Consider the following 24,079-nt stretch of genomic DNA (forward strand, 5'->3'; position numbering starts at 1 on the left):
AAGCACCACAAGATCTCAAAAACCGAGGGGGAAAGGTGCGGATTGCGATTATCGCATTCGTGGCCGGTATCGTCTGGCTGCAGTATCAGGCCGAGCTGCCGGCATGGTGGGCCTGCGTCGCGCTAGCCGGACTGGCCGTGGCAGCAAACGCCCATGTGAGGCAGCGATGGACACGCCATCTCTTGCTCGCCCTGACTGCGGCCGCAATCGGTGCCGGCTATGCTGCCGGCCGGGCCGAACTGCGGCTGTCGGACCGGCTGGCCACGACGCTGGAACAGCAGCCGGTGACCGTGGAAGGCGTGATCGTCGGCCTGCCGCAACCATCGGACTATGGTCCGCGACTGCGGCTGAAGGTCGAACACGCCCCTGACGGCGTGCCGGGCCTGTTGCTGCTGAGCGACTATGCCAAGCCAGCCGGCAACTGGGCCAGCGGTCAACGCTGGCGTCTGTCGGTACGGCTCAAGCGCCCTCACGGTAGCGCCAACCCCGGTGCAGCCGATTACGAAGCCTGGCTGCTTGGTGAAGGCATAGGCGCCACCGGCAGCATCGCCAGGCAGGGCCGGCAACTGCTGGAGGAAAGGACCTTCGCGCCGTCCACCCTGCTCGATACCGCGCGCGCCAGGCTCGCCGCCCATATACGGCAATCGCTGGCCGGCCGCCCCTACACCGAAGTCATGGTCGCCCTGGTCGTCGGTGAACAGTCCGGCATCAGCCAACCGCAGTGGCAGTTGTTCCGCAATACCGGCATCACCCATCTGGTCTCGATATCCGGCCTGCATATCACGCTGGTGGCCGGGTTATTGGGTGGCCTGGGTGGCTGGCTATGGCGCCGCAATAGCAGCCTGACCCTGCGCCTGCCAGCCCGCAAGGCCGCCCTGCTGGTCGGCCTCCTTGCCGCCATCTCCTACAGCCTGCTGGCCGGGTTCTCGATCCCGACCCAGCGGACCTGCTTCATGCTGGCGGTCGCCGCCTGTGCCTTGCTCAGTGGGCGCTCACTGTCCGTATCCCGCATCTGGCTGCTGGCGCTAGGTCTGACCGTCCTGTTCGATCCCTGGGCGGTGCTGTCGGCAGGCTTCTGGCTCTCCTACCTGACGGTGGGTGCCATGCTGTGGGCGCTGGCCGGCCAGCAGGGCGAGGCGCTGGGCTGGCGTGCCAAGATCGCGCAGTGGGGCGCCGTGCAATGGGCCGCCACGCTCGGTTCCTTGCCGCTGCTGCTGATCCTGTTCCAGCAACTACCGCTGGCCTCGCCGCTCGCCAACGCGATCGCCATTCCGCTGATCAGCAGCGTGGCAACACCACTGGCACTGGCCGGTGCACTCGACCCGAGCGGGATGTTGCTATTGCTGGCGCATTGGGTATTGCAGGCCACGCTCTGGTTGTTGACACCCCTGTCCGACAGCCGCCTGGTCTGGAGCCAGGCCGCTCCGGCCGCCTGGGCGATGCTACCCGCCAGCCTTGCCGTGCTGGCCCTGCTACTGCCGCGCGGCACGCCCGGCAAGCTCGCTGCCAGCGTGCTATTGCTGCCGCTGCTACTACCCCTGCCGACCGGCCTGGCCGAAGGTGCGTATCAGGCCACCGTTTACGATGTCGGCCAGGGCCTGGCCGTATTGGTGCAGACTCGTGAACACAGCCTGCTGTTCGATACCGGCCCGCCCGGCGGCGGTGGCCGGGTCCTGCCCGGCGCACTGCGCGCAGCCGGCGTCTCCACGCTAGATGTACTGGTATTGAGCCATGGCGATAACGACCATACCGGCGGCGCCTCCGCCATCCTGGCGCAGACGCCGGTCACGCATGTCCTGGGCGTCACACCCTATGTGGCGGCTATGGAGGCCGGTGTCGCGCTGCCGCACAGCCAACCCTGTCTCGCCGGTCAGCAATGGCAATGGAACGGCGTACGCTTCGACATGCTGCATCCTTACGATGCGCTACCCACGAAGGAAGGCGACAACGCCCAGAGCTGCGTGCTGCGGATCAGCAGCCCGGGAGGTAGCCTGCTGATCCCGGCCGATATCGGTGTGGCGCAGGAGTACCAGCTGATAGCCAACGCGACCCAGCTCAAATCGGATGTACTGCTCCTGCCCCACCATGGCTCGAACAGCTCTTCATCGCCCGCCTTTGTCCAGGCGGTCGCTCCTAGGCTCGCCATCGCCACCGTCGGCTATCTCAACCGCTTTCATCATCCACGGCCCGACATCGTGGCGCGCTATCGGGCTGCAGGGGCCACGTTCTGGCGCAGTGACCATGATGGGGCTGTCATTCTGGCGGCGGATGAACGCGGCTGGCAGGCTCAGCGCTGGCGCGGCACAAGACCCCGCTACTGGCACGGGCCAGAAAGTCGTGGTGCCGCTGCGGAGGGCTCGTCATCGGCCTCCATCCCGCCCTAGGCCCGGCCTTCGGTACCACGCTGCATCAGCCTGACCTGGCGCGGGCTCAGGCCGGTCGCCTGCCGGCACTGTCGGTGCAGGGCACTCTGGTCAAAGAAACCGGCCTCGCTCGCGATATCGGCAATCGAGCGGTCGGTCTCGCACAGGGCATGCAAGGCGGCCTCCAGCCGGGTACGGCGGACAAATTCACTGGTACTGGCATGGAAGATCCGCTTCATGCGGCGGTCGAGCTGGGCTGCCGACAGGCCTGCGACCTCGGTCAGTTCCTGAATGCTGAGCTGGCGGCGGCAATGCGCCTGGATATAGTCGACAGTGCGGGCGAATCCTTCGTCGATCAACCCCTCGCGGCTGGGTTCCGTCAGGTCCTTGGAAATGCAGACCAATCCCAGCAATTCGCCGGCCATATTGTGGATAGGCTGCTTGTTGGAGAGACACCAGCCACTCTGCCCATCGTTGTAGATCGTCAGGTCCAGGCTATCGACCACGGGGCGGCCGGCGCCAAACACCACCTCGTCCTGCCGCTGATAGCGCTCGGCCATATGGCGCGGGAAAAGGTCATGCGCAGTACGGCCTATCGCCTCCCGTTTGTGGCGCAAACGACATCGCGCCACGCAGGCATTGCTCATGGCCAGATAGCGGCCCTCCCGGTCCTTGACGGAAAACACCACGTCCGGCAGACGCTCGAACAGCGACTCGACAAACAGCACATCGCTCATCTGGCTGACGATATAGGGCCGATAGTTGGTCAGGGCATGGGTTGCAAGCATGGGCAACTCCTGGGCGCATCAAACAGTCCGGCGCCAAGTTCAACTAGGTTGGTATCAACGACTCGTTTCTAAAATATGCCAATTGCATTTCTTATACAATCCAGATTTACTCGCAGCAATCCGGTCACGGGGCAATAGCAAAGAGCCACCGAGTGTTCCCAGTGGCTCCCGCCTTGCGTTAAGGGCTACTTCAATCGTAGCTGGCGTTGATCGCAACGCCACTAAAAGGCTGCTTGGCCTGCATCAACAGATAGATCCACTTGCCGCTGGTCGGGCTGGCAATGCTGATGCTTTCATTGTTGCCCGTCCGCACCGAGGCCGCATCGTAGCTGCTGGTTGTCGGATAGCGGTCCACGCCCAGGTACAGATCCACATCACCCGTTCCCCCCGTGGTCCAGAGCTTCAGGTTGCGTGCACCGGCCGGCAGCATGATGTAGGCGTAGCTGCGGGTAGATGAGCTGAAGCCGGAGATCGAGCAGCCCTTGCCCAGATAGTAGGGATGGTTGCACGACGGCAGGATGCCGCCACCAGGCATGGGCGGCTCACCCGTGGTGCCGGCCGTCTGTACCCAGCTCGCGAACTCGCTGTCGTAGCCCGTGCCGATCTGCGTCATCGCGCGCTGATAGCCGTTGTAGTCACCGACGCGGAAGCGAGCCAGCATGGCATCCACATCGCTACGATGGCGTTCCATCATGAAGCGGGTTGCCATATAGCCCCAGCGATAGGCGCGGTTGGTGTAGTCGGCCATGCTGTAGTTGTTGCCAAAGATCTGGCTGAGACGGTAGGTACCGGTACGTGCCGCATCAATGCCGGCCTGGTTGTTGTTCTTGAGCGACAGGTACTCGGCAATGCCTTCGATCCACCAGACGGTCGGTTTGGCCGTACCGGCACCAAAGTCGCCATACATATCGAAACGGCCATCCAGGTAGTGCACGTACTCGTGTTCCAGATTCCAGATCTTGAAGGTCGGGCGCAACCAGGATGCCTCATGGGCAATGAAGCGGGCCTGATTGCCCGGCGTGGCCGGATTACCTTCGAGGTACATGCCACCGTTGTTGGTGTCGATGTCGTAGATCACCGAGGCATACTTGCTGTAGTTGGTGTAGTCGTCAAACACCACTACTTCCAGCGAGGTATTGTTGTCGTCGGCGACCGGCGTGCGATTGGTCTGCAGCATGTCGTGAACGTAGCTTTCCTCGACCTGCAGGGAATTACAGGCTTCCTGCAGTTGCGCAGCGGTCATGTCTTGCGCCTTGATGCGGATGGAGCTGCTACAGGTCTTGCTCAGCGGCAGCACGATGTCGGACAGCCGCTGCTCATAGTTGCAGGTACCGTACTGGCTGCAGTTGGCATTGTCGTAGTACTTCACCGACTGTGCGGCGGCCAGCCACAGTTCCATGTCGGCACCGGTCATGCTGGTGGTGGCAAGCAGGTTCTGGATCATCGGCTTCACGACCGGCTTGAGGGCCGGAAAGCTGAAGAAGCGGAATGCCTCGCGCGCCGCGTCGGTCAGCTGGTAGCTGGCGTTGCTGCCGAGCAGCGTTGCCTTGTTGTTCTGCACGAAGTTGTTGAGCGCGGTGGCATAGGAGGCATCGTTCTGCAGCAAGGGCTGCGCATCGGCCCGGCCGTTCGCATAGAAGAACACCGTCAGCACACCGGTAAAGCCGTCCGCCGCCGAGCGTTCCAGCAAGGCCTGGGCCGCCGTCGGGTTGCTGGTCGTGTTGGTATAACGCTGTACCAGGCTGCGCATGCTGTCGAGGTGATAGGCCTCGTCATGCAGATTGGTGATCAGCTTGAGGGTCTCGCTGGCGGTGCTGGGTGCGATCGTATTGCTGCGGAACAATATCTGGCCATCCACCAACTGTCTGATCGCCGGCCGCAAGGTCGTCAGCAGGCTGGGCGACGGCGCTGCCACGGTGCCGCCATCCGCTAGGTAGTAGCCGGCGCGCAGGTAGATCAGGAGGTTGACCAGGTTGCGGTTGTCGGCGTTATAGCCGGCGGCCTCCTGGGCGAAACGGCTGGCGACGGCAGTCAGGTTGGCCGCATTGTAGACCTTGGCGGCCTGGGTTGCGTTCAGCGAGAACAGGCCGTAATGGCATTCGTAGTCGGGCAGGCTCACCAGGTAGTTGGCAAGCGCATTGCCGCTATAGCTCGCCAGCAGGTTCATATCCTGGCAACCCGGCGTGGTCGCCGCAGCCATGCGCGGATCACGTGCCTTGCTCGGCAGCAGGTCGGTACGTGGCTTGTGGCTGGGGGCCAGGTTATAGAGGCTCTGCTCCATGCTGGGCGGCAGACTCTGCCTGACCTGAGGCATGGGCAGCTTGCGCTCGGCGGTATCGGCGTAAACCTGGGAAAAGCTGGCGACGCTGGCGAATAGCAGCGCGCCCAGCCAGTGCTGATGCTGGATTGGTTTCATTTTCTATTCCCTTGTGGAGTCCATGGTTACCTGGGCACCCGCTTTGCAGCACTGCGCTCATTGGCGCAGTCCACGCAAGTTGCCCGGCCTTGCGGCATTACCGGGGCTGACTATGGGCCATGGGGAATAGAGAATCTTGTGCGTAGACCTCGCAGAAACGGCGAAATCTACCAAATCAGTTTTGGCTGATATCAATCCTGCTTCAGCAGCGCTTTCGCCCTTTCCAATCCGGCCACCTCCACATCCGACAAATCCAGCGCCGCCACCTCCAGCATGCGCAGGAGCACGATCAGCTCCTTCGCCTTGAAGCTGCAGCGGCTCTGTTTGCTCATCAGGTTGGTCGGGCTCAAGCGGATATCGCAGGCCTCAAGGGCGACGGAAATCTGCTGCCAGGTATAGCCACACGAAGCCTTCGCCGCTGCAATCTTGAGCTGCATGGCATGCACCACCGGATCGCGACTACGCCTGGCCATACCTCACTCCAGATTCTTGGCGAGCGCCGCCACCGACTGGGCATCGGGCAAATGGGCCAGATTACTCAGGAAGGCCACCCGAACCTCGGCAGTCCGCTCCTGCAAAGCCTGGCCGGACAAACCCAGCCTGGCCGCGATGCCGGTGATCACGTCTTTCTCTTCCTGGCTGTAGTGGCCATCGGCAAACGCACAGGCCAGGCAAAGGTCCAGCAGCAGCTGCTTGTGTCCGGCCTCGACGAACAGCTCGGGCGAGAAGGTCTCGGCAGTGGCATCGTCAAAACTGCCCAGCCCAGGTGTCGCCTGAGTCCAGAAACCTTCGATCAGTTCCCGTTCCGCCGAATGTATGCCATGGGCGCGCGCCACCGCCAGCATGGCGAGGCAGCTCGCCTTGACCTGCTGGGATGAAAACACCGGCAATGTGGTATCGGTAATCATGCTGTCTCCTCAATGAATGATTTGCTGCAGCTGCAAGAGCTGCGCCTGCATGGCCTCGGTCGTCAGGCCTTGCAAATGGACGGGTAACCAGGATCGGCGCGAGCACTCCAGCGCCGCCAGCAGCTCCATATAGCGCACCATGTTCCTGTCCTGCGGTGGCATGAAATCCGCCACTGCCCGATCGAAATGCTCGGGGCCGATCAGTGTCCCCTCATCGCTGATACTGGCTGCGGCGAGCAGTACGACCGCCTCCAGGTCGGCATTGGAATAGCCCTCGAGGCGCTCGCACGATTGCAGTCGCTGCGCATCCGTCCCACCCCACGTGAGGCCATGCCGGCCGAACAGGGCCTGTACGATCTCGACTCGCTCCTCGCCGCTCTGGGCGTAGAAGAACGGTAATTTCACATCGAGCCGACCCGGTCGCTTGATATCGATATCTAGCTTGTCGGGGCGGTTGGTCATCAGGATGAACAGCACTTGGCCGCGATTTTCCGGCTCGGACATGAAGGCCTTCAGCCGGGCGATCACGCGGGAACTGGTGCCGCCATCGCTGTCTTCGCTGCGGGACCCGAAGCTGCGGTCACCCTCGTCGATCACCAGCGCCACGGGGCCCATGACCTTGACCATGGCCAGCACCCGCTCCAGATTGGATTCGGTCGCGCCGACCCATTGCGAACGGAAGTTCTTGAGCATGACGCCGTTAAGACCCGCCTCCTTCAGGAAGGCCTTGATGACGAAAGTCTTGCCCGACCCCATTGGCCCCACTGCCAGCAGGCCCATGGGCGCGCGGCGGGTATCTCCCTCGCGCAGTGCCTTGGCGACGCGTAGCAGCTCGGTCTTGATCGCAGCATTGCCACCGACCACTTCCAGACTATGCTTGGGTTCGATGAACTCGATCAGGCCCGAGCATTCCTTTTCCAGTATTTCCCGCTTACGGCGCCGGATGATCGCCATGACCTCGCCGTCCGCCGCCGTCGTATCCACCGGCGCCGTCGGCGCTATCAGGGCCTGGATGGCTTGCTTGGTCATGCCCGCCGTCACGCGGGCAAACTCACCGGCGCGTCGGGCCGCATCGGCGGCATCACCCAGCAGCTCGGTGATATAGCGGCGGCGTTCCTCTTCACCCAGCCCATCGGCACGACCACCATCGCTGACGATGCCGGCAATCTGCACGAGGCGCAGGCCTGCCGTCTGCTCCGCGATGCGTGCGATCTGGGCCGCAGACTGCCCCGGCGCGAACTTACCGATCGCATCCGCCCGGGTCGCTTCGTCCGGCAAGCCGAGATCAATGGCGACAACCCGCGGGTTGCTGAGCAAGGAGGGGGCCAGCGCCGTCAGTGATTCAGCCACCAGCACGATGATGGAATCAGACTTGCCCAGCACCTCGTCCAGCGACCAGCGGTGCAAGGTGGAAACCGCCGCTCTCTCCTCGAAGGAAAGAAAATGTGTCTCGGCTGCCGGGAAGATGGTTTCCGCATAGGGCACCACCACCGCGGTATTGCTGCTGGCACGCATATGCCCCTCCAGATACTGGAGAGCACCACCGAGCCCCTTTTCCTGCAGGCCGTCCAGTGTCCGCAGGGTCTGCTGGCTGCGGACGATACGCACGCCCTGTGCGAGGCTCAGCTCCAGGAGGCTGTCCTTCCTGGCCAGCACCGCATCCAGCACCCGGGGCAGCGTTGCGTATCCGTCACCCAGCGCATAGCTGTCGAACACATTGCCGTGCAGGATGAACACGCAAGCCTCACCCGCCAGGTAGCGTTCGCGCAGCAGCTCTGCCCAGGCCGGCAGCTTGATCGGTTCAGTCGTCATGATGCCCGCCCACCCTTACAGCGTCTTGGTCCCGGCGGCCTTGGCGGCTTGCGCCTGCTTGAGCTTTTCCAGCGTGGCGCGGGCCGAAATCGCGCCGCTCGATTCACGCAGCTGCGCCAGCTTGTTGTCCAGGTCCGAATCAGCCAGCTCAGCGCCAAGCTTGGCGCGGGCGGCGGTGTTGTTGATGTGCTCGCGGACGTTGTCCAGCGCACGGACATCGGCCTCGACCGACATGCCCTCGAGCTGATCCTGGATCTGGATACGCGCCTGGGCGCTTTGCAGCTTGGCCAGCATGGTGTCCCGTTCATCCTTGAGCTTGGCAATCTCGGCCTTCATGCTGTTCAGCGAGGACTTGGCTTCCTCGGCATCACGACGCGACTGCTCGAACTCGACCGACAGCGAGGCGATCGACGACTCCAGGGCCTCCTTCTTCTGGATCAACACCACCGCCAGGTCGTCCTGGCCGGTAGCCACCGCGGCATCCAGGTCGGCATTGACCCGTTTGAGCTCTTCACCCTGCTTGTTCAGGCGCGCATCAATATCCTCACGGCGACGCAACACGGCAGCCGTCACATCCTTGAGCCTGGCGTACTTGGCCACCATGGCGTCGATGCGGTTCTGATAGGCGATCTCCGGATGTTCCTTTTCCACGTCCTGTATCCACAAGGACATGAAGCCCTTGAACAGATTGCCCACCCGCGAGAAGAAGCTGATATCCGACATGATTTTCCTTCCTGGTTATTCGATGTGAACGACGACGGCTAGCGCAGCGAGCGCACGCCATGGGAGTCGGTGGTTTTTTTCATGGTCGGGTTGGGTATGGCCCCCGACAGGTCTTCGGCGATTTCCGATTCGATATCCTGCCTCAGGCGCAGGCTGGCGATGGCGTCGGCCAGGCGGGCACCATCGTGCTGGGTGCTTTCCCCCACTACGATCTGGTAGATCTCCGCCAACTGGTCCGGCAAGGCCACGACCGCCGCCTCGATGGCCGCCCGCTTGCTCAGCATGCGCTGATGACGGGCGATCAAGGCCTTGTACTCGTCCCTTGCGCGTTCAAGCTGGCGGATATCGCTGCCATCGCCAGGGCGCTCGATCTGGCCATTGATCTGTTCCAGCTTGCGGTTGATCTCGCGCAGATCGATGGCGCTGGCCCGCTCGTCCATCACCAGCAACGACAGGTGCAGGCTCAGGTATTCGCTGGGCACATTGGCGATACGATCCATGTCCTCCAACCCGAGCGATCCCGGCTTCTTCGGCGCCAGATCAAGCAGGCTGGCAACCTGCTGCGAGATGGCCTTGTGATCCTCTTCGTACTTGCGGAACTGGTGCGGGTTCGGGCAGCGCTTGCGTATCTCCCCGATCACCCGCAAGGCCAGCTCGTCTCGCCCCTTCAGACCGCGGCGCTGGTCGGCCCAACGCCGGAACGTGCTCATGTCCGGCACGAACAGACAAGCCACGAACTCCACCGCCGCCGTCGCCAGCAGCGGCATGGCCGCACCGAGCAAGCCATAAGGAAACGACAGCACGACGGCGGTCGCCAGGCCGCACAGCAACAGGGTGACGTTGCCGGGGCTTTGCAGGAATTCAGAGAGATAGCCGGGTTGAGGGTCGCTCATTGCAATGCTTTAGCCCTTCGGGATGACAAGCTTCTGGCCAACCTGGATCAAGTCGGGATTTGGCAGGTTGTTACGGGTTTCGATCTCGACAAAACGCGCCTTGTTACCCAGCAGACGGGTAGCAATGATGGACAGCGTGTCGCCGGACTTGACCACATAGACCGTTTCATTGGCGCCTGCGGCGGTCACCCGGCCCAGGTTGTTGCTGATGAAATACTTCTTCAGCAGGTTCAGGTATTCCGGTGTTTCCTTGACCTTGCTGATCGCCGTATTGAGGTTCTGCAGCAGCTCGGTGTCAGCCTTGCGCACGCCGATCTTGTAGCGCACGTCGGACTGCGGCAGCTTGGCGACGGCAAACACCAGGTCGGTACCGGCGATTTCCGCCACGCCGAACGGGTAGTCGTAGATCAGGGCATCCACCTGGGATGACTTGATCGCACGCTTGATCCAGTCCCGCACCCCATTCGTGCTCGCATCGCTGAGCTCAACGATCTGCGCGCCAGGGAAGTGCTGCTGTGCGTAGGCCTTGACGTCCGGATCGCCCTGCAGCACGCCGACCTTCTTGCCTGCCAGGTCGTTCGCGCCACGGATGGTCGAGTTCGGGCCGGTGATCAGCGAGTAGCCGAAGTCGCTCACATAGGGCACGGTATACACCACGCCCGGCTGGTCATCGTCGGCAAAGGTCAGCCCGTCGATGGCGATATCGACCATCGGGTTGCCTCGACTATCGTTCTTGGTGAGCTGCTCCGGCACCGCGGGGTAGGTGTCCACCGCATGGTCGGTATCCAGCACGATCTTCGGCTGCTTCTGGGTGAATTCGGACTGCGCGAACAGCAGCTTCATGAACTCGACGTTGAAGCCCTTAGGCGCACCGTTCTCCACCACGAAAAAGGGCTTGGAAGGGGATTGCACGCTGACGCGGACCACCCCTTTTTCCAGGATATTCCGATAGGTATTGAAAGCCGACCTGGCGGCCGGTGCATTGTTGGCAGCCGGCGCACTGGCTGCCGGTGTGGCAGCACTCGCGGCCGGCGCAGCGTCGGTAGCGGCAGGTGCCGTCGACGCCGTCTCGGCAGGGGCCGACGCTGCTTGCTCGGCCGCTTTGTTCTTGTACAGATTCCAGCCCACGGACCCCAGGCCTGCCAGGACGATCAACGACAGCAAGCCTTTCGACAACGGGGTAAGTTTCATCTTTGCATCCTCAGGAAATTTGAATTCTTGTTGATCTAGTTGCTTGGCTGGCCAAGCTGCCGCGCAATGCTGTCGAGCCGCTCGATTTCGGTCTGGATACGCAGTTGCTCGCGCTGGCCGGCATTGCTTGCAGCCAGGGTCCTGGCCTCGAGCGCCGCCAGGGCATTCGCGTTCTCGGTGGCGGCCAGCTCTGCCGCTGCCTGCAGCTGGGCAATCTGCTCAGCGATGGAGGCGCGCAACGCCTCGTAATCCCTGGTCAGGACAGCCTTCTGGCTCTGTTCCTGCTCACGCACCGAGGCAACGGCCTCGTTCAGCTTGCCCACATGCGCTTTCAATGCGACGACCTTGCGCGCCGCGTCGGCCAGCACGTCTTCGATCGCCCAGCTATCGTCCGCGGCATCCATCGCCGCGATGGCGGCACGCTGGTTCGCCGCATCCATGGCGCGCAGGCCTTCCAGCACCTTCAGCAGGCGCTCGGCAGGAAACGTGGTGCCCGGCACGCCAAAGACGGCGTAGATGGCATCGAGCGGCGTATTTTCGGCGATCGCGCCCGTGGGACTCGTCGCAGCGGTGGGCGCTGCGGGCGGCCTGGGCGCCTCGACGTCGGGAACCGCCGTACTGCCCCCGATCAATTCGAAATCCAGTGGCGTCTCGGCCGGTTCGACCGGATCGGGCTCCACCAGCTTCGCCTTGATCAGGAAGTTTTTAAGTGACACGCATACTCTCCCAAAAGATGAACATACATATCTGGCACATCAGTGCCGTATCTTGCATATTTGCAATGCCATCAAATCCTAGCACAACGCGATGGCCACGCAAGGATGCTACGCCATGCTGAGATTGGCACAATTACCCAGCCCGCTACTACCGCTACCTGTGTCCCGCTTGCAGAACCTGCCCATCCCCTTCTGCCAGCAGCGTCATTCGCCATTCATCAATCAAATCAATCATGAAAGGCCAATACAGCTATGGTGAAGCATGTCTTCACAACAGGTCCTCACACTGGATATCTCGGGACGCCCGTATGCGTGGCTGGATCCGCACGAGGCGGTCACCCACTACGCCAAGGGTCGCGTCGCCTGGGAGCTGGGCCGGCGCCTCACCACCTTCCATGGCGGGCGCAATCGCCACGGCCTGCGCAGCCTGATTGAGGTGGCCCCCATCATCGCCATTGCAGGCAGTCAGGTCATGGCTTCGCTGGCCTGGGCGCCCCTGCCCCTCAGTGACCGCGACAATGCCTTGCTGTTCCGTCGGGACCGCTGGATTTGCGCCTATTGTGGCCAACAGTTTCAGCGTCGCTTTCTGACCCGCGACCATATCCTCGCCCGCTGCCGTGGCGGACGTGACAGTTGGACCAACTGCGTGACGGCCTGCCGGGATTGCAATCAGGCCAAGGGTTCAAGAATGGTCGAAGATTTCCGGCCGCTGATCTATGTGCCTTATGCACCCTGCCGCTATGAGCACTTCCTGCTGAGTGGCCGCAATGTGCTGGCCGACCAGCACGACTATCTGGCAGCCAAGCTGCCGCGCTACAGCCGCTCGCGTCAGCACTGAGCCTGGCAGCAGATGGCCGGGCATGACATCTGCCGGCCCCATGCCGCTTGCAATCGGCCCGATCAGCGCCATCTGCACGACATCCGGCCATGACCCAATCCGCGAGACCGCATGAAGCACAAAACACCCACACGCAAACCGACCGTCCTGGATACCCGTGACTATCACGTGACCCAGCCGGTGGATGACCCGCTACTGAAGCAACAGCAGGTTCTGCAGCAAGGCTTGCTGGTGAATGGCGTTCGCTATCACTACCAGGGGCCGGGCAAACCCCGCGCGCAGACAGAGGACTGACGGCACCGGCGCTTGGCCGGCTTCAGTCCGTTGCGCGGCTGGCAAGCCGTATCGTCGCCACGACCACGTTGCCCGCGCCCTTGTAGTCCAGTGACTCGAAGCTCATCGCGCGTGCCATCGAAATACCCCGGCCATTCGGGTCATAGGCACGATCGGGATCGAAATCCAGGTAGCGGGCCCAGTCAAAGCCTTCGCCTTCATCGCGAATCTCCACCATCAGCCTGTCGCCATCACGCCGGGCCTCGACCTGTACCCGCTTGTGGGCATGGGTCTCGGTCCGTTGCAGGGCTTCGATTTCCTCGCGCCACCGACCGGCCTGCATCATCGATTTCTTCTCGCCATAGCCCACGCCCAGATTGCCATGCTCGATGGCATTGACGATCAGCTCGGTCAGGCCCAGCACCACTTTTTCCGGCGTAGGGGTAAGGCGGCCCAGCAGGGCGGCCACGCGCTGTGCATCGTCCAGCGTCGCCAGCCGGAAGCGGGCTTCGTCGAGCAAGGACAAGCCTTCCAGTGGCTGCGCAGCCGCAGCCTTGACGGAACGACGTGCCCGGTGCTGCGCCACCGCAGCGGCGACAATAGCCAGCAGGATGTCACGCTCGAACGGCTTGGTCAGATAGTAGTAGGCGCCGGCCTCCATGCCCTGGCGGACGGCATCCGGTGAGCCCACAGCGGTCTGCATCACCACCGGCAGGCCGGCCAGCTTGGCATTGGCCTGCATGCGCTTGAGCACTTCCATTCCGTTGAGACCCGGCATCATGCGATCCAGCAGCACGGCGTCGAACCGGTCCCCGGCACGGGTCAGCCACTCCCAGGCCTGCTCGCCGTCCTCTGCGGTCTCTACCGCATAGCCGGCTTCGGTCAGGTGCTCGGCCAATATCTCCAGATTGAACGGTTCATCATCCACCAAGAGCAGGGTGGATTGCAGCTTGCTGTTATCAGACATCGACTTCTCTCCTCCCCGATTGCCCGTTCCGGGACTGGGGCTAAACCAAGCTGTGCACTACCGCCATTGTAGGCGGTTTGGTCCGTAGGGCTGACCGTCTTTGCAGCCATCTCAGTGGCGTGCAGCGTCGTCCGCCTGCGGCAAGGGCGCTTCCTGCAGGGCCCGCAGGCTGAGCACAAAGCGGGCGCCGCCGCCGGGCCGGTTTTCGGCACGGATGGCGCCGCCATGGGCCTCGACGATCTCGCGCGAGATGGCCAGCCCAAGGCCCGTCCCCCCCGCGCCGGTCTTGGTCTTGGAACTCTGGATGAACTTGTCGAAGATCACCGCGAGCTCCTCGGCCGGTATGCCGACGCCTTCATCGTCGACCGCCAGTATCACCTGGCCGTCTTCATGCCAGGCATGCAGGTGGACGGTGCTGCCGGCCGGACTGAACTTGATGCCGTTGGAGAGCAGGTTGCGCAATACCTGGATCAACCGCAGCGCATCACCCTTGACCCTTGGCAGGGCCTCACCAAGTACCGTCTCCAGGGTAATCCCCCGCTCGCGGGCCAGCGGCAGGAATTCGTCGGCGACCTCCGCCACGATGGGCGTCACGTCCAGCGACTGCATCTGGTAGCTCATCTTGCCGGCCTCGAGCTTGGACAGGTCGAGCAGGTCATTGAGAATCTGCAACAGCCGCTGCCCGCTTTGCCGGATACGGCCAAAATAGTGCTGCAGCTTTTCCGCGCCCGTATCCTGCGAGCGTCGCTCGCCCAGTTCGGCAAAGCTCAGTACCGCATGCATGGGCGTGCGCAGCTCATGCGACATATTGGCCAGGAATTCGGACTTCGCCCGGTTGGCGGTCTCCGCCAGCTCCTTGGCCTTGTAGAGGGCATCCTCTGCAGCGCGACGCTCGCCGATATCCTGATAGACCCAGATCGAGCCACTGAGCGGGTCAGCCGGATCGATGGCCTTGCCGAAGGCTTCACACAGGATCAACCGGCCATCGCCGGTCCGGTAGCGCAATTCCAGCCGCACCACTTCGCCTCCCACCATGGCGAGGTAGGCCTCCTGCGGCAGACGGGCATACACGGCAGGGTCGGCAAACAGTTTTTCGGTGGTCTGGCCGATCAACTCGGCCTTGGGGTAGACGAACAGGATCTCGAAGGCCGCGTTGACTTCCACGATGCGCCGGTGCGACAGGAACACGGTCGGCAAGGGGCTGGCGGCAAACAGCGCCTGCAGCTCGGCAGTGCGCTCGCGTACCAGCTCGGCCAGGTGGTCCCGGTGATGGATCAGCTCGGTCTCGATCAGCTTGCGGGCCGTGATATCCCGCAACATGACGAGGCACTCGCCATCGCTGGCCGGTGTGATCCGCGCTTCGAACAGGTGTTCACCATCGGCCAGCGGCAGGCTGTATTCAAAGCTGCGCACCCGTGCCGGCCATCCCTCGGACAAGGCGGCATCGAGCTTCACACCAAACTCGCCCGGCAGGCGGCGATGATGCTGACCCACCACATCGCGCCCCAGACCAAACTCGCCCGAACCCGCCCGGCCGCGGCAATCGACGACCGTGCCGGTCGCATCCAGTTGCAGCATCAGGTCGGGGATGGCCTCCAGGATGGCGACATTGCGTATTTCTGCGCGCAGCATGGCCTGCTCGGCCGCCTTGCGCTCACTGATATCCAGCAGCGAACCGGCAAGGCCCGGCTGGTTATTGAACAGGATGGGCTTGGCCGTGATCAGCGCGTAGAACAGGCTGCCATCGAGGCGCTGCATCAGGACCTCGGTAGCCTTGCCGCCGGAGCGCTCCGGGTCCAGCGCCACCGCCAGCGCCTCGCGCCAGGAGCTGGCCACCAGCTCATGCAGGCTGCCCCGCGTCATCAATTCATTGGCGCTGCAGTTGAAGTAGTCGGCAAAGGCCGGGTTGACGTAGCGTAGCTGGTCGCCCTGCAAGACATAGATGCCTACATGGGCCGCATCGAGAATCGCCCTGTGCTTGTATTCGCTCTCGAACAGCATGCGCTCGGCACGCTTGCGGTCGCTCACATCACGGATCACCCCGACAAAATAGCGCGTCTCGTCGAGCGTGAACGGATTGAGCGAGAGTTCGATCGGCACCGCCGAACCATCCTTCTTGCGCCCGAGCAACTCATAGCTGCAACCACCCACCGCAGCCCAATCGACCCGGATAGGCTGGCGGCTGTTCTCCAGGTCGGGTATCAGCACCTTGACGCCCAGGCCACGTATCTCTTCCGCCGTATAGGCGAACAGGCGCTCGGCCGCCTGGTTGAAGTGCTCGATGCGCCCCAAGCCATCGATCAGCACGATGGCCTCGCTGGTCGTATCCAGTATGGTCTTGAGCCGCGTGCCATCGCGGCGCGCCAGGTTGGCCGCTGCCTGGGCCGCCTCCAGCTCACGCTGCAGGCGGCTCGCCTCGTCCCCCACGCTCTCGCCGCGCGGCCATTTCAGTCGGTCTCCACGCCAGACCAGTAGCGACAGCAACAGCGACAGCACCCCGCCCAGCAACCAGTGCGGTACGCGGCCGGCCTCGGCGGCGACGGTCAGGGCATGCTCATTGAGCCTCGCCTCCAGCAACCAACGCCGGCCACCGAGCTGCAACTCCTGCTTTGCCAGCAGCCGCAACGGCAGGGAGGCATTGTCGAGCTCGGCCGGGTAGAGCGGCTCCGCCCGCGTGCTGTCGGTCACATCGAACCAGATGTCCTGTATGGCTTCTTCCCGCGGCAGGCTGCGGGCAAGCCCATCGGGATTGATCCCCACGCCAAGCAAGCGCGCCGGACCGGCCTGGCCACCCTGCCAGCCCAGCAACAAGGTGGTGAGCTGGCCTTCGCTATCGCGGAAAGGTGCCGACAGGCTCAGCGCCTGTGGTGTCAGGTCCTGCAACAGCGGCCCCACCAGATTGTCGGCCGCCACGTCCAGACCCACGCTATAGCGCGCCATGACCGATATCGGTCCATACACGACAGGGAGGTAACGGGGCCGCTGCGGCGATCTCACCAGTTGGCCGGTTGCATTGCGGAACCGCAGGGCAAATTCGGGATAGCTGCGCCGCCAGTTCGCCTCGAACTCGGTCCGCTGCGCCTCCTCTACAGCCTCAGCCACCAGGACCGTATTGATGCCGGGTGTGCGCTGCAAGGCCAGTACCAGTTGCCGGAAATCCTGCGGCTTGGGATGTGGGTCGCTCCGGAAAAGCGTACGGACCAGCTCCAGGCTCATGGCCCGCTGAATCGTCACCGAGGCGGTGGTCACGCGCTGGCGGGCTTGCCGCGCCAGTTGCCCGACCATTGCTTCCTTCGCATGGCTGCTGCGCCAGGCGTCGAGCCCGGCAGTCAATACGAGGCCACCGGCGAGGACCGCGGCAGCCGCCAGCCGCCGCTTCATGTCGGCTCGCAGTCTGGCTGGTCAGGCAGCCTGTAATTCTTGGTAGAGGGCCAGGAACTCCTGGCTGAGCTTGTGGCGCGCATCGAGATGTATCATAGGCAGTCCGCGATCATGCGATTCGCGGATCTTTACCGAACTGGACAGCTTGCTGTCCAGTACCGGCAAACCCTCTTCCTTGAGTTCGTTCACCAGCCGCAACGGCAGGCTGGCACGGGGTTGAAACTGGTTGACGATGATGCCTTCGATTTCCAGCGCATTATTATGGTCAGCCTTGATCTCGGCCACATTGGTCATCAGCGTATAGAGTGCCTGTCGCGAGAAATCGTCGCAATCGAAAGGAATCAGGCAGCTGTCGGCCGCGATCAACGCCGACTGAGTAAAGAAGTTATAGGCCGGCGGCGTATCGAGGATGATCTCTTCGTACTCCTTACTCAATTCATTGAGCGTGTCGCGCAGCTTGTAGATCTTGTGGCGCGCCTCGAGCTTGGCCTGCAGCTCGCCGATTTCCGGATGTGACGGGATGACCGACAGGTTGTCAAAACGGCTTTCGTGCACGAAAGCCGATGCCGGCTTGGAGAACAGGCTGAAATTCAGCGCCTGCTCGAAATACTCTGCCAGCGTGGGGCTGGCCTGCTTGGCGGCCTCGCCCATCAGGTAGCGACTGGAGTTGCACTGCGGATCCATGTCGATCAGCAGCGTGCGCTTACCCTGGTGCGCGGCGATCGCCGCAAGGTTGACCGCGATGGTCGACTTACCGACCCCGCCCTTCTGGTTGAAGATGACCCGCTTCATGCTGCGCCCCCTCTAAGCAATTGAGTTTGCAGGGATTTACAGTGCCTGCTTATGGACTACCCCCGTCTGGGCCGGGGGTTGGATGCAGCTGAGACTGTACATCATGCGGCAGTGCAACACCGGATTGTTCAACGCGGTCTGTCGCCTTCCTGCCCAGGCCTTGTCGCTTTTTCGCCAGACCGGCCTTTCAGCACGCAGGCAGGCTGCGCAGTACCTCGCAGAAGAAGGCCCGGTCGCTTGCCGGCAGGCCCTGTTGCTCCTTGGCAAGCTGGATGAGCGACTGTCGCGCCAGCGTCGTTTCCCCCGCGTGCAGGGCATACCAGGCGTGCTCCAGCCACAGGCCGCAGCGCTGCAGCAGGCTGAAGCGCGCTTTCCCCTCGCGCTGGGCACGGATCAGATCGGTCGCCAAGGTCAGCCAACTGCTCGGCAACAAGGTGGCCGCATCCAGCCCGGCCCAGGCGCCCGCCTGCCCCAGCACCTCGGCCGGCACGATGGGCCGATAGGCCTTGAAGCTCGCCAGCGAGGGCTCGACATCCCGCGGGCAATGTCCGCGAGCAATCCGCATCAGGTAGATGGCGTTCCAGGCTGACTGCCCACCACTACCGGCACAACGGCAAAGCCATTCGCTATAAAGCAGCCAGCGCAGCGCCTCGGGACTGGCGCTGACCTTGTCGCCACACAGGCCCTCTCCGGCAAACAACCAGATTGCCATGCCGGTATTGGCCGCGACCTGCTGGGCCGCGTCGAAGGAACCGATTTCGAACGCGGCCTCCAGCGCGCGATTGAAGTGCGCCAGCGCAATTTCGGCCGATTGTCGCCGCAGTGCAAGATCAGGCCCCTGGCCTTGCAAGGCCCGGGCACGGGCGATCAGTGCGGCCAGGTTGTACCACTCGAAACGGATACGCGGATGGTGCCGCACGACCGAGGCCCTGGGCTCGGCACTGCGCATACCTGTCAATATCGCCTCGGCTTGGCCACTTTCCCGCTGGCCCCAGGCAACCCAGGCGGACAGGATCTGCTCCATCGCATCCAGATAACCGCTCTCGCCGCTCCCCGCCTCCTTCAGTGCGCGCCGCAGCAGCGCCAGGGTCTGCCGCGCAGAACCAAGATCATCCAGCCGGCGCCAGACACTGGCCTCTCCCAGCGCGGACAAGGCCTGCTGCAGGCCATTGGCGGCCAGCTCACCGGCCGCCTTGAATCCCGCCAGCGCCCCCAACTGGCTGCTGCCGCCGGCCGTATCGAGCACCGCCAGCAATCGGCCCTGACGCAGATCCTGCTGGGCACCCGCCAGGGCCAGCCAGAACTCGATCCCACGCCCGGCGATGGGCGCGAGGCCTGCATGCGGCCGCGCCTGGCCCAAGAAATCCGCCACCTCGCCCGACTGGGCCGGCCGACCTTCGACCATCACGACCACCCGAGCCGCTTCGCTCGCCGGTAGCCAGAATGGCCCCTGGCTACGTCCGTCCGGGTTCAGGAAGCGCGGGTCCCGGCCCGGATCATCCCCCCAGCCGGCCCTGACGCCCCAGCGGGCGAAGTCCTTGTAGGCGCGGCTCACCAGCATGCGCAGGCTGCGCGTCTCCGGAAACTGCTCACGCAATTCCGCCAACCGTACCAGCTCGGCGCCCGCGCCCTGCTGCTGGGCCTGCCAGAGCCGCACCAGCAGCCAGAGTGACTGGTAGGCGGCACGGCAACCCGCCACGGTCTGGGGCGAGGCGAGTTCAATGGCGAGGGATTGGGGCATGGGAAGCGATCAGGAATGGTCGCGCCCATTGTGCCGTGATTCCTCCCGCCCACCCATTCAATGTTACAGACGTTACAGTCGTGGCCGAGGTGGCAGCCCTGCCTCTGCCCGGATCAGGATCGGCCACCTAGCATGCGGGCCATCTTCGTGACGAACCGCCCCCTAACCATGCTCATTGCACGCGCAGTCTTCAGCCTGTTTCTGATCAGCCTCCTTTCCCCGGCCCGGGCGGATCCTCGTACCGATCTGCAGCAGACGCTGGGCGAGCTATTGCGCGCCACCCAGCCGCACGCCTTCAGCGGCGGCGTACGCGTGGAGCAGGCTGGCGAACCGCTCTATACCTATGCCGGGGCGCCGGACGACCGCCCTACACCGACGCTGGACAGCCAGTACCTGATCGGTTCACTCAGCAAGCAGATCACCGCTACCCTGGTCCTGCGCGAGATATCAGCAGGCCGGCTGACGCTCGACACCACGCTGGACCAGGCACTGCCCGACCTGCAAGAGCCATGGGCGGACAAGGTCAGCATCGCTCAGTTACTCGACCACACAGCGGGTATCAACGGTCCAGGGCAAGTGCTGCAGAGCCGGCCGGGGCAACGTTTTGCCTACACCAACTGGGGTTACGAGCTGCTTGGCCGGGTGGTGGCGCAACGCAGCGGTCAGACTTACGCCAGCCAGGCCTCGGCATTGTTCAAGCTTTGTGGCATGGACCATAGCAAGGTGCCGGACTCCGGCACGGTCGCCGACATGCAGGTTTCACTACCCAAGCTGCTGGGCGGAGAGGTGGAGCAGGCCGATGGCTGGCTGCTGCCCAGTACGCGCCTTTACCTGCAGGCGGAAGCACCGGCAGGCGGCCTGGTCAGCACGCTGGGCGACCTTGCCGCCTGGAATCGCTGCCTGCATGGCGGCCCCGCCTTGCAGGCAGCCCAATACCAGGCCATGACCCAGCCTGCCCCCAGCGCTCACCGGGCGCACCGCTGGGGCGAGCTGGGTTATGGCTATGGCCTGCAGGTACTCAAGCAGGATGGATGGCTTGAATACAGCCACAGCGGCTATATCGGGGGCTATATCGCCACCTTGCTCGCCTACCCGCGGCAGCAGCTCAACGTCGTGATCCTCGAGAACACGGCCTGGCGTGGCGAGGACCCTGCCCGTGCCTTTGCGTTTCATGATCGTATTCGCGCAGCGGTCCAGGCCTATCTCGCCACCCAGACCACCAAGCCCTGAGCCGTTGGGCACATTCCCGATACGACCTACTGCGCTCCCGGCATCCGGGCTGTAGAGCGTAACCGCCTGAAAACAGTGGCGCAGATACCTATTTTGCTCTCAGCCCATGGCAGGCGTCTCTGCTACCGGGCCGGGCGGGCTTGAAACAGGCGCAGGTGCCCCCATCTGCTGGCTCATCCCACCAAGAAACCCTGTCAGCAACAAGGTGATAGCCATGAGCAAGCAAACACTCGGTTTCCAGGCCGAGACCAAGCAACTTCTGCAGTTGATGATCCATTCCTTGTACTCCAACAAGGAAATCTTCCTGCGCGAACTGGTATCCAACGCCAGCGACGCCTGCGACAAGCTGAAGTTCGAAGCGCTCAACAATGACGCGCTGTATGAAAACGATGGCGAGCTGCATATCGACATCGCCTTCGACAAGGATGCCCGGACGCTGACGCTGCGCGACAACGGCATCGGCATGAACCGCGATGAGGTGATCGCCAACATCGGCACCATCGCCCGTTCCGGCACCAAGGCTTTCTTCGAGCAACTGAGCGGCGACGCCAAGGCCGACGCCAACCTGATCGGTCAGTTCGGCGTGGGTTTCTATTCCGCCTTCATCGTGGCCGATCGTGTCACCCTGACCACCCGCCGTGCCGGTGACAACACCGCCACCCGCTGGGAGAGCGAAGGTGCCGGCGACTACACACTGGAAGACGTGGCCAAGGAAGCCCGCGGCACCGAGATCGTGTTGCACCTCAAGGACGGCGAAGACGAATTCCTGGATGACTGGCGCCTCAAGTCCATCATCAAGAAGTACTCCGACCATATCACCCTGCCCATCCGCATGAAGAAGGGCAACAGCTACGGCGAGAACGGCGAAGTCATCGTCTCGGACGAGCTGGAGACGGTCAACAAAGCCTCGGCCCTGTGGGCCCGCAGCAAGAACGACATTTCCGAGGACGAGTACAAGGCCTTCTACAAGCATGTCTCGCACGACTGGGAAGAGCCGCTGGCCTGGAGCCACGCCCGAGTCGAAGGCCGTCAGGAATACACCGAACTGCTGTACGTGCCCAAGCGCGCACCGTTCGACCTGTACGACCGCGAGCGTCGCCACGGCGTGAAGCTGTTCGTCCGCCGCGTCTTTATTCTGGAAGACACCGAAAAGCTGCTGCCACAGTACCTGCGCTTCGTCCGCGGCGTGATCGACAGCAATGACCTGCCGCTGAATGTCTCGCGTGAAATCCTGCAGCACAGCAAGGATATCGATGCGATCAAGGCCGGCTGCGTGAAGAAGGTGCTGGGTCTCCTGGAGGACATCGCCGAGAACCGCAGCGAGGAATACGCCGGTTTCTGGAAGGAGTTCGGTAAGGTACTGAAGGAAGGCGTGGGCGAAGACCACGCCAACCGTGAGCGTATCGCCGCCCTGCTGCGCTTTGCCAGCACCACGGCCGATACCGAGGACCAGGGTGTTTCGCTCAAGGACTACATCGCCCGCATGAAGGACGGTCAGGACAAGATCTACTACGTCACCGCCGATTCCTTCGCCGCCGCAAAGAACAGCCCGCACCTGGAGATCTTCCGCAAGAAGGGGATCGAGGTCCTGCTGCTGTCGGATCGCGTCGACGAATGGTTCGTCTCCTCGCTGACCGAGTTCGATGGGAAGGCACTGGCCTCCGTGGCCAAGGGTGGGCTGGACCTGGGCGCGCTGGAAGACGAAGCCGAGAAGCAGGCACAGGAAACCAAGGCGGCCGACTTCAAGGACCTGGTCGAACAGGTGCAGTCCGCCCTGGGCGACAAGGTCAAGGAAGTGCGCGTCACCCACCGCCTGACCGACAGCCCCGCCTGCCTGGTGGCCGATGAGCACGCCATGAGCGGCAATATGGAACGCCTGCTGAAGTCAGTGGGCCAGGCCGCCCCCGGCAGCAAGCCCATCCTGGAGATCAATCCCGACCATATGCTGGTCGGCAAGCTCCGCACCGAGCTGGGTGGCGAGCGCTTTGGCGACTGGTCGCACATCCTGTTCGATCAGGCCCTGCTGGCCGAAGGTGGCCAACTGGACGATCCGGCGGGCTTTGTACGCCGTCTCAACGGCCTGATGCTGGCCCTGTCCGCCTGATCCGGCCCTCCCGCACACGGCGGGATAGGCCAGCCGTACAAGCGAGCCACCTTCGGGTGGCTTTCTTGTTGCTGGCCTGCCGTGCGATTTCCGCCGCAGCGGCAGGAATTTTTCGCCGCCGCCATCGGCAGTTGCCTGCGTGCGTGAGAACATAAAGGGATTGATCGCGCCGGAACCAACAACAAGTGCGACGACAAGACCAACCCAACAGGGAACAAGGGAGAAACCGTGCGTCACCCATATCCAACCATCGGGCGATGGCTGGCATGCCTTGGCTTGCTCATGCTATGCAGCAGCTGTGGCCGAACCAACTATGTACCGGCCGCCGAGGTTACGCCCCGCTACGGCAAGCTGATTTTGGCCGAGGCAGAAATGCCTCAGGCGATGCTGGACCGCTTCAATGCCTTCAAGCCATCCCGCCCCAACCCCAACGAGTCAGCACTGATCAACAGCGCAACAGCCGAGACGCTGGACTGGTATGGACATGCCGTAGGTGTCGATGCAGCTGACGGCCCCTACACCGTGGTTATCACCCTTTACGCGACGGCCAAGGCCGCAGGTCCGGCGACCTCCATGTGGCAGGCAGGTTGGGAACTGGAAAATGGCCAGAGTCGCCGCAGCCTTGTGCCTGGACTCTCCAAGGCGGATGCCAAGGCGGGCGAAAAGCTGATCATCACGGCAGCGAGCCAACCCTTGCGCTTCAATTCCGACCAACAGGCCCGCCCTGTCCTCGCTTTGGTCAACGCCCGGAACATTGAAATCAACGCCATGCGCGTCGTCGTGGTGGCGGGTGTTGCAGCCAGCAGTTGGCGAGACTGGTTCTGGGTATTGCGCGGACTGCTCGTCGTGGGCGTGATGTTCGTCCTCTGGTGGTTCTGGTTTCGGGTCAAACCGACCGGCATGACCTGACCCCGTTACCTTGCTGAATGAACGGCCACCCTTG

Annotated in this window: 19 protein-coding genes; 6 read left to right on the plus strand and 13 right to left on the minus strand. The window is 63.1% G+C overall.

What is annotated here, in order from left to right:
- Window positions 1-35 precede the first annotated feature (35 nt).
- Entirely contained in the window at window positions 36-2,384 is a 2,349-nt protein-coding gene (locus ACYVHK_RS15675; RefSeq protein WP_460533946.1) for a ComEC/Rec2 family competence protein, read from the plus strand.
- Here the strand turns inward: ACYVHK_RS15675 and ACYVHK_RS15680 are convergent.
- The 9 genes from ACYVHK_RS15680 to ACYVHK_RS15720 form a co-directional block, all read right to left on the minus strand.
- Window positions 2,381-3,151, minus strand: a complete 771-nt coding sequence (locus tag ACYVHK_RS15680; protein WP_460533948.1) for a PAS domain-containing protein — start codon at window positions 3,149-3,151, stop codon at window positions 2,381-2,383. The two genes, ACYVHK_RS15675 and ACYVHK_RS15680, sit on opposite strands and share 4 nt — an antisense overlap.
- A 190-nt stretch (window positions 3,152-3,341) precedes the next feature.
- Window positions 3,342-5,567, minus strand: a complete 2,226-nt coding sequence (locus ACYVHK_RS15685; RefSeq protein ID WP_460533950.1) for a M9 family metallopeptidase — start codon at window positions 5,565-5,567, stop codon at window positions 3,342-3,344.
- Between the two features lie 191 nt (window positions 5,568-5,758).
- Complete coding sequence (locus tag ACYVHK_RS15690) at window positions 5,759-6,040, minus strand: DUF6471 domain-containing protein (RefSeq protein ID WP_460533952.1); 282 nt, start codon at window positions 6,038-6,040, stop codon at window positions 5,759-5,761.
- Window positions 6,041-6,043: 3 nt separating this feature from the next.
- Entirely contained in the window at window positions 6,044-6,475 is a 432-nt protein-coding gene (locus tag ACYVHK_RS15695; protein ID WP_460533954.1) for a TerB family tellurite resistance protein, read from the minus strand.
- Between the two features lie 9 nt (window positions 6,476-6,484).
- A complete protein-coding gene (locus ACYVHK_RS15700; RefSeq protein WP_460533956.1) occupies window positions 6,485-8,287 on the minus strand; it encodes an ATP-binding protein in 1,803 nt (600 codons plus the stop codon).
- Window positions 8,288-8,302: 15 nt separating this feature from the next.
- On the minus strand, window positions 8,303-9,010 hold the full coding sequence (locus ACYVHK_RS15705) for a PspA/IM30 family protein (RefSeq protein WP_460533958.1): 708 nt from the start codon (window positions 9,008-9,010) through the stop codon (window positions 8,303-8,305).
- A 38-nt stretch (window positions 9,011-9,048) separates the two neighbouring features.
- A complete protein-coding gene (locus ACYVHK_RS15710) occupies window positions 9,049-9,903 on the minus strand; it encodes a hypothetical protein (RefSeq protein WP_460533960.1) in 855 nt (284 codons plus the stop codon).
- A gap of 9 nt (window positions 9,904-9,912) precedes the next feature.
- Window positions 9,913-11,094 (minus strand): transporter substrate-binding and LysM peptidoglycan-binding domain-containing protein, encoded by a 1,182-nt coding sequence (locus ACYVHK_RS15715; protein WP_460533962.1) that lies wholly within the window; start codon window positions 11,092-11,094, stop codon window positions 9,913-9,915.
- 35 nt (window positions 11,095-11,129) lie between these two features.
- Window positions 11,130-11,810: a hypothetical protein gene (locus tag ACYVHK_RS15720; RefSeq protein ID WP_460533964.1), complete on the minus strand. Its 681-nt coding sequence runs from the start codon at window positions 11,808-11,810 to the stop codon at window positions 11,130-11,132.
- A gap of 262 nt (window positions 11,811-12,072) precedes the next feature.
- Here ACYVHK_RS15720 and ACYVHK_RS15725 point away from each other — a divergent pair, with 262 nt between their 5' ends.
- Together ACYVHK_RS15725 and ACYVHK_RS15730 are read left to right on the plus strand one after the other, a co-directional pair.
- Complete coding sequence (locus tag ACYVHK_RS15725; RefSeq protein ID WP_460533966.1) at window positions 12,073-12,648, plus strand: HNH endonuclease; 576 nt, start codon at window positions 12,073-12,075, stop codon at window positions 12,646-12,648.
- 111 nt (window positions 12,649-12,759) lie between these two features.
- Window positions 12,760-12,942: a hypothetical protein gene (locus ACYVHK_RS15730; RefSeq protein ID WP_460533968.1), complete on the plus strand. Its 183-nt coding sequence runs from the start codon at window positions 12,760-12,762 to the stop codon at window positions 12,940-12,942.
- Between the two features lie 22 nt (window positions 12,943-12,964).
- Here ACYVHK_RS15730 and ACYVHK_RS15735 read toward each other — a convergent pair whose 3' ends face one another.
- From ACYVHK_RS15735 to ACYVHK_RS15750, 4 genes are all read right to left on the minus strand, one after another.
- Entirely contained in the window at window positions 12,965-13,888 is a 924-nt protein-coding gene (locus ACYVHK_RS15735) for a response regulator (protein WP_460533970.1), read from the minus strand.
- Between the two features lie 111 nt (window positions 13,889-13,999).
- Entirely contained in the window at window positions 14,000-17,269 is a 3,270-nt protein-coding gene (locus tag ACYVHK_RS15740) for a PAS domain S-box protein (RefSeq protein ID WP_460533972.1), read from the minus strand.
- Between the two features lie 21 nt (window positions 17,270-17,290).
- Complete coding sequence (locus ACYVHK_RS15745) at window positions 17,291-18,061, minus strand: ParA family protein (protein ID WP_460533974.1); 771 nt, start codon at window positions 18,059-18,061, stop codon at window positions 17,291-17,293.
- Window positions 18,062-18,248: 187 nt separating this feature from the next.
- On the minus strand, window positions 18,249-19,802 hold the full coding sequence (locus ACYVHK_RS15750; protein ID WP_460533976.1) for a hypothetical protein: 1,554 nt from the start codon (window positions 19,800-19,802) through the stop codon (window positions 18,249-18,251).
- A gap of 168 nt (window positions 19,803-19,970) precedes the next feature.
- Between ACYVHK_RS15750 and ACYVHK_RS15755 the strand changes: the two genes are divergently transcribed.
- The 3 genes from ACYVHK_RS15755 (at window position 19,971) to ACYVHK_RS15765 (ending at window position 24,045) form a co-directional block, all read left to right on the plus strand.
- Complete coding sequence (locus tag ACYVHK_RS15755; RefSeq protein ID WP_460533978.1) at window positions 19,971-21,032, plus strand: serine hydrolase domain-containing protein; 1,062 nt, start codon at window positions 19,971-19,973, stop codon at window positions 21,030-21,032.
- 214 nt (window positions 21,033-21,246) lie between these two features.
- Entirely contained in the window at window positions 21,247-23,136 is a 1,890-nt protein-coding gene (htpG, locus tag ACYVHK_RS15760) for an Hsp90 family chaperone protein (RefSeq protein WP_460533980.1), read from the plus strand.
- 282 nt (window positions 23,137-23,418) lie between these two features.
- Complete coding sequence (locus ACYVHK_RS15765; protein WP_460533982.1) at window positions 23,419-24,045, plus strand: hypothetical protein; 627 nt, start codon at window positions 23,419-23,421, stop codon at window positions 24,043-24,045.
- The last annotated feature ends 34 nt before the right edge of the window (window positions 24,046-24,079 follow it).

This window comes from Chitinimonas naiadis, assembly GCF_054780835.1.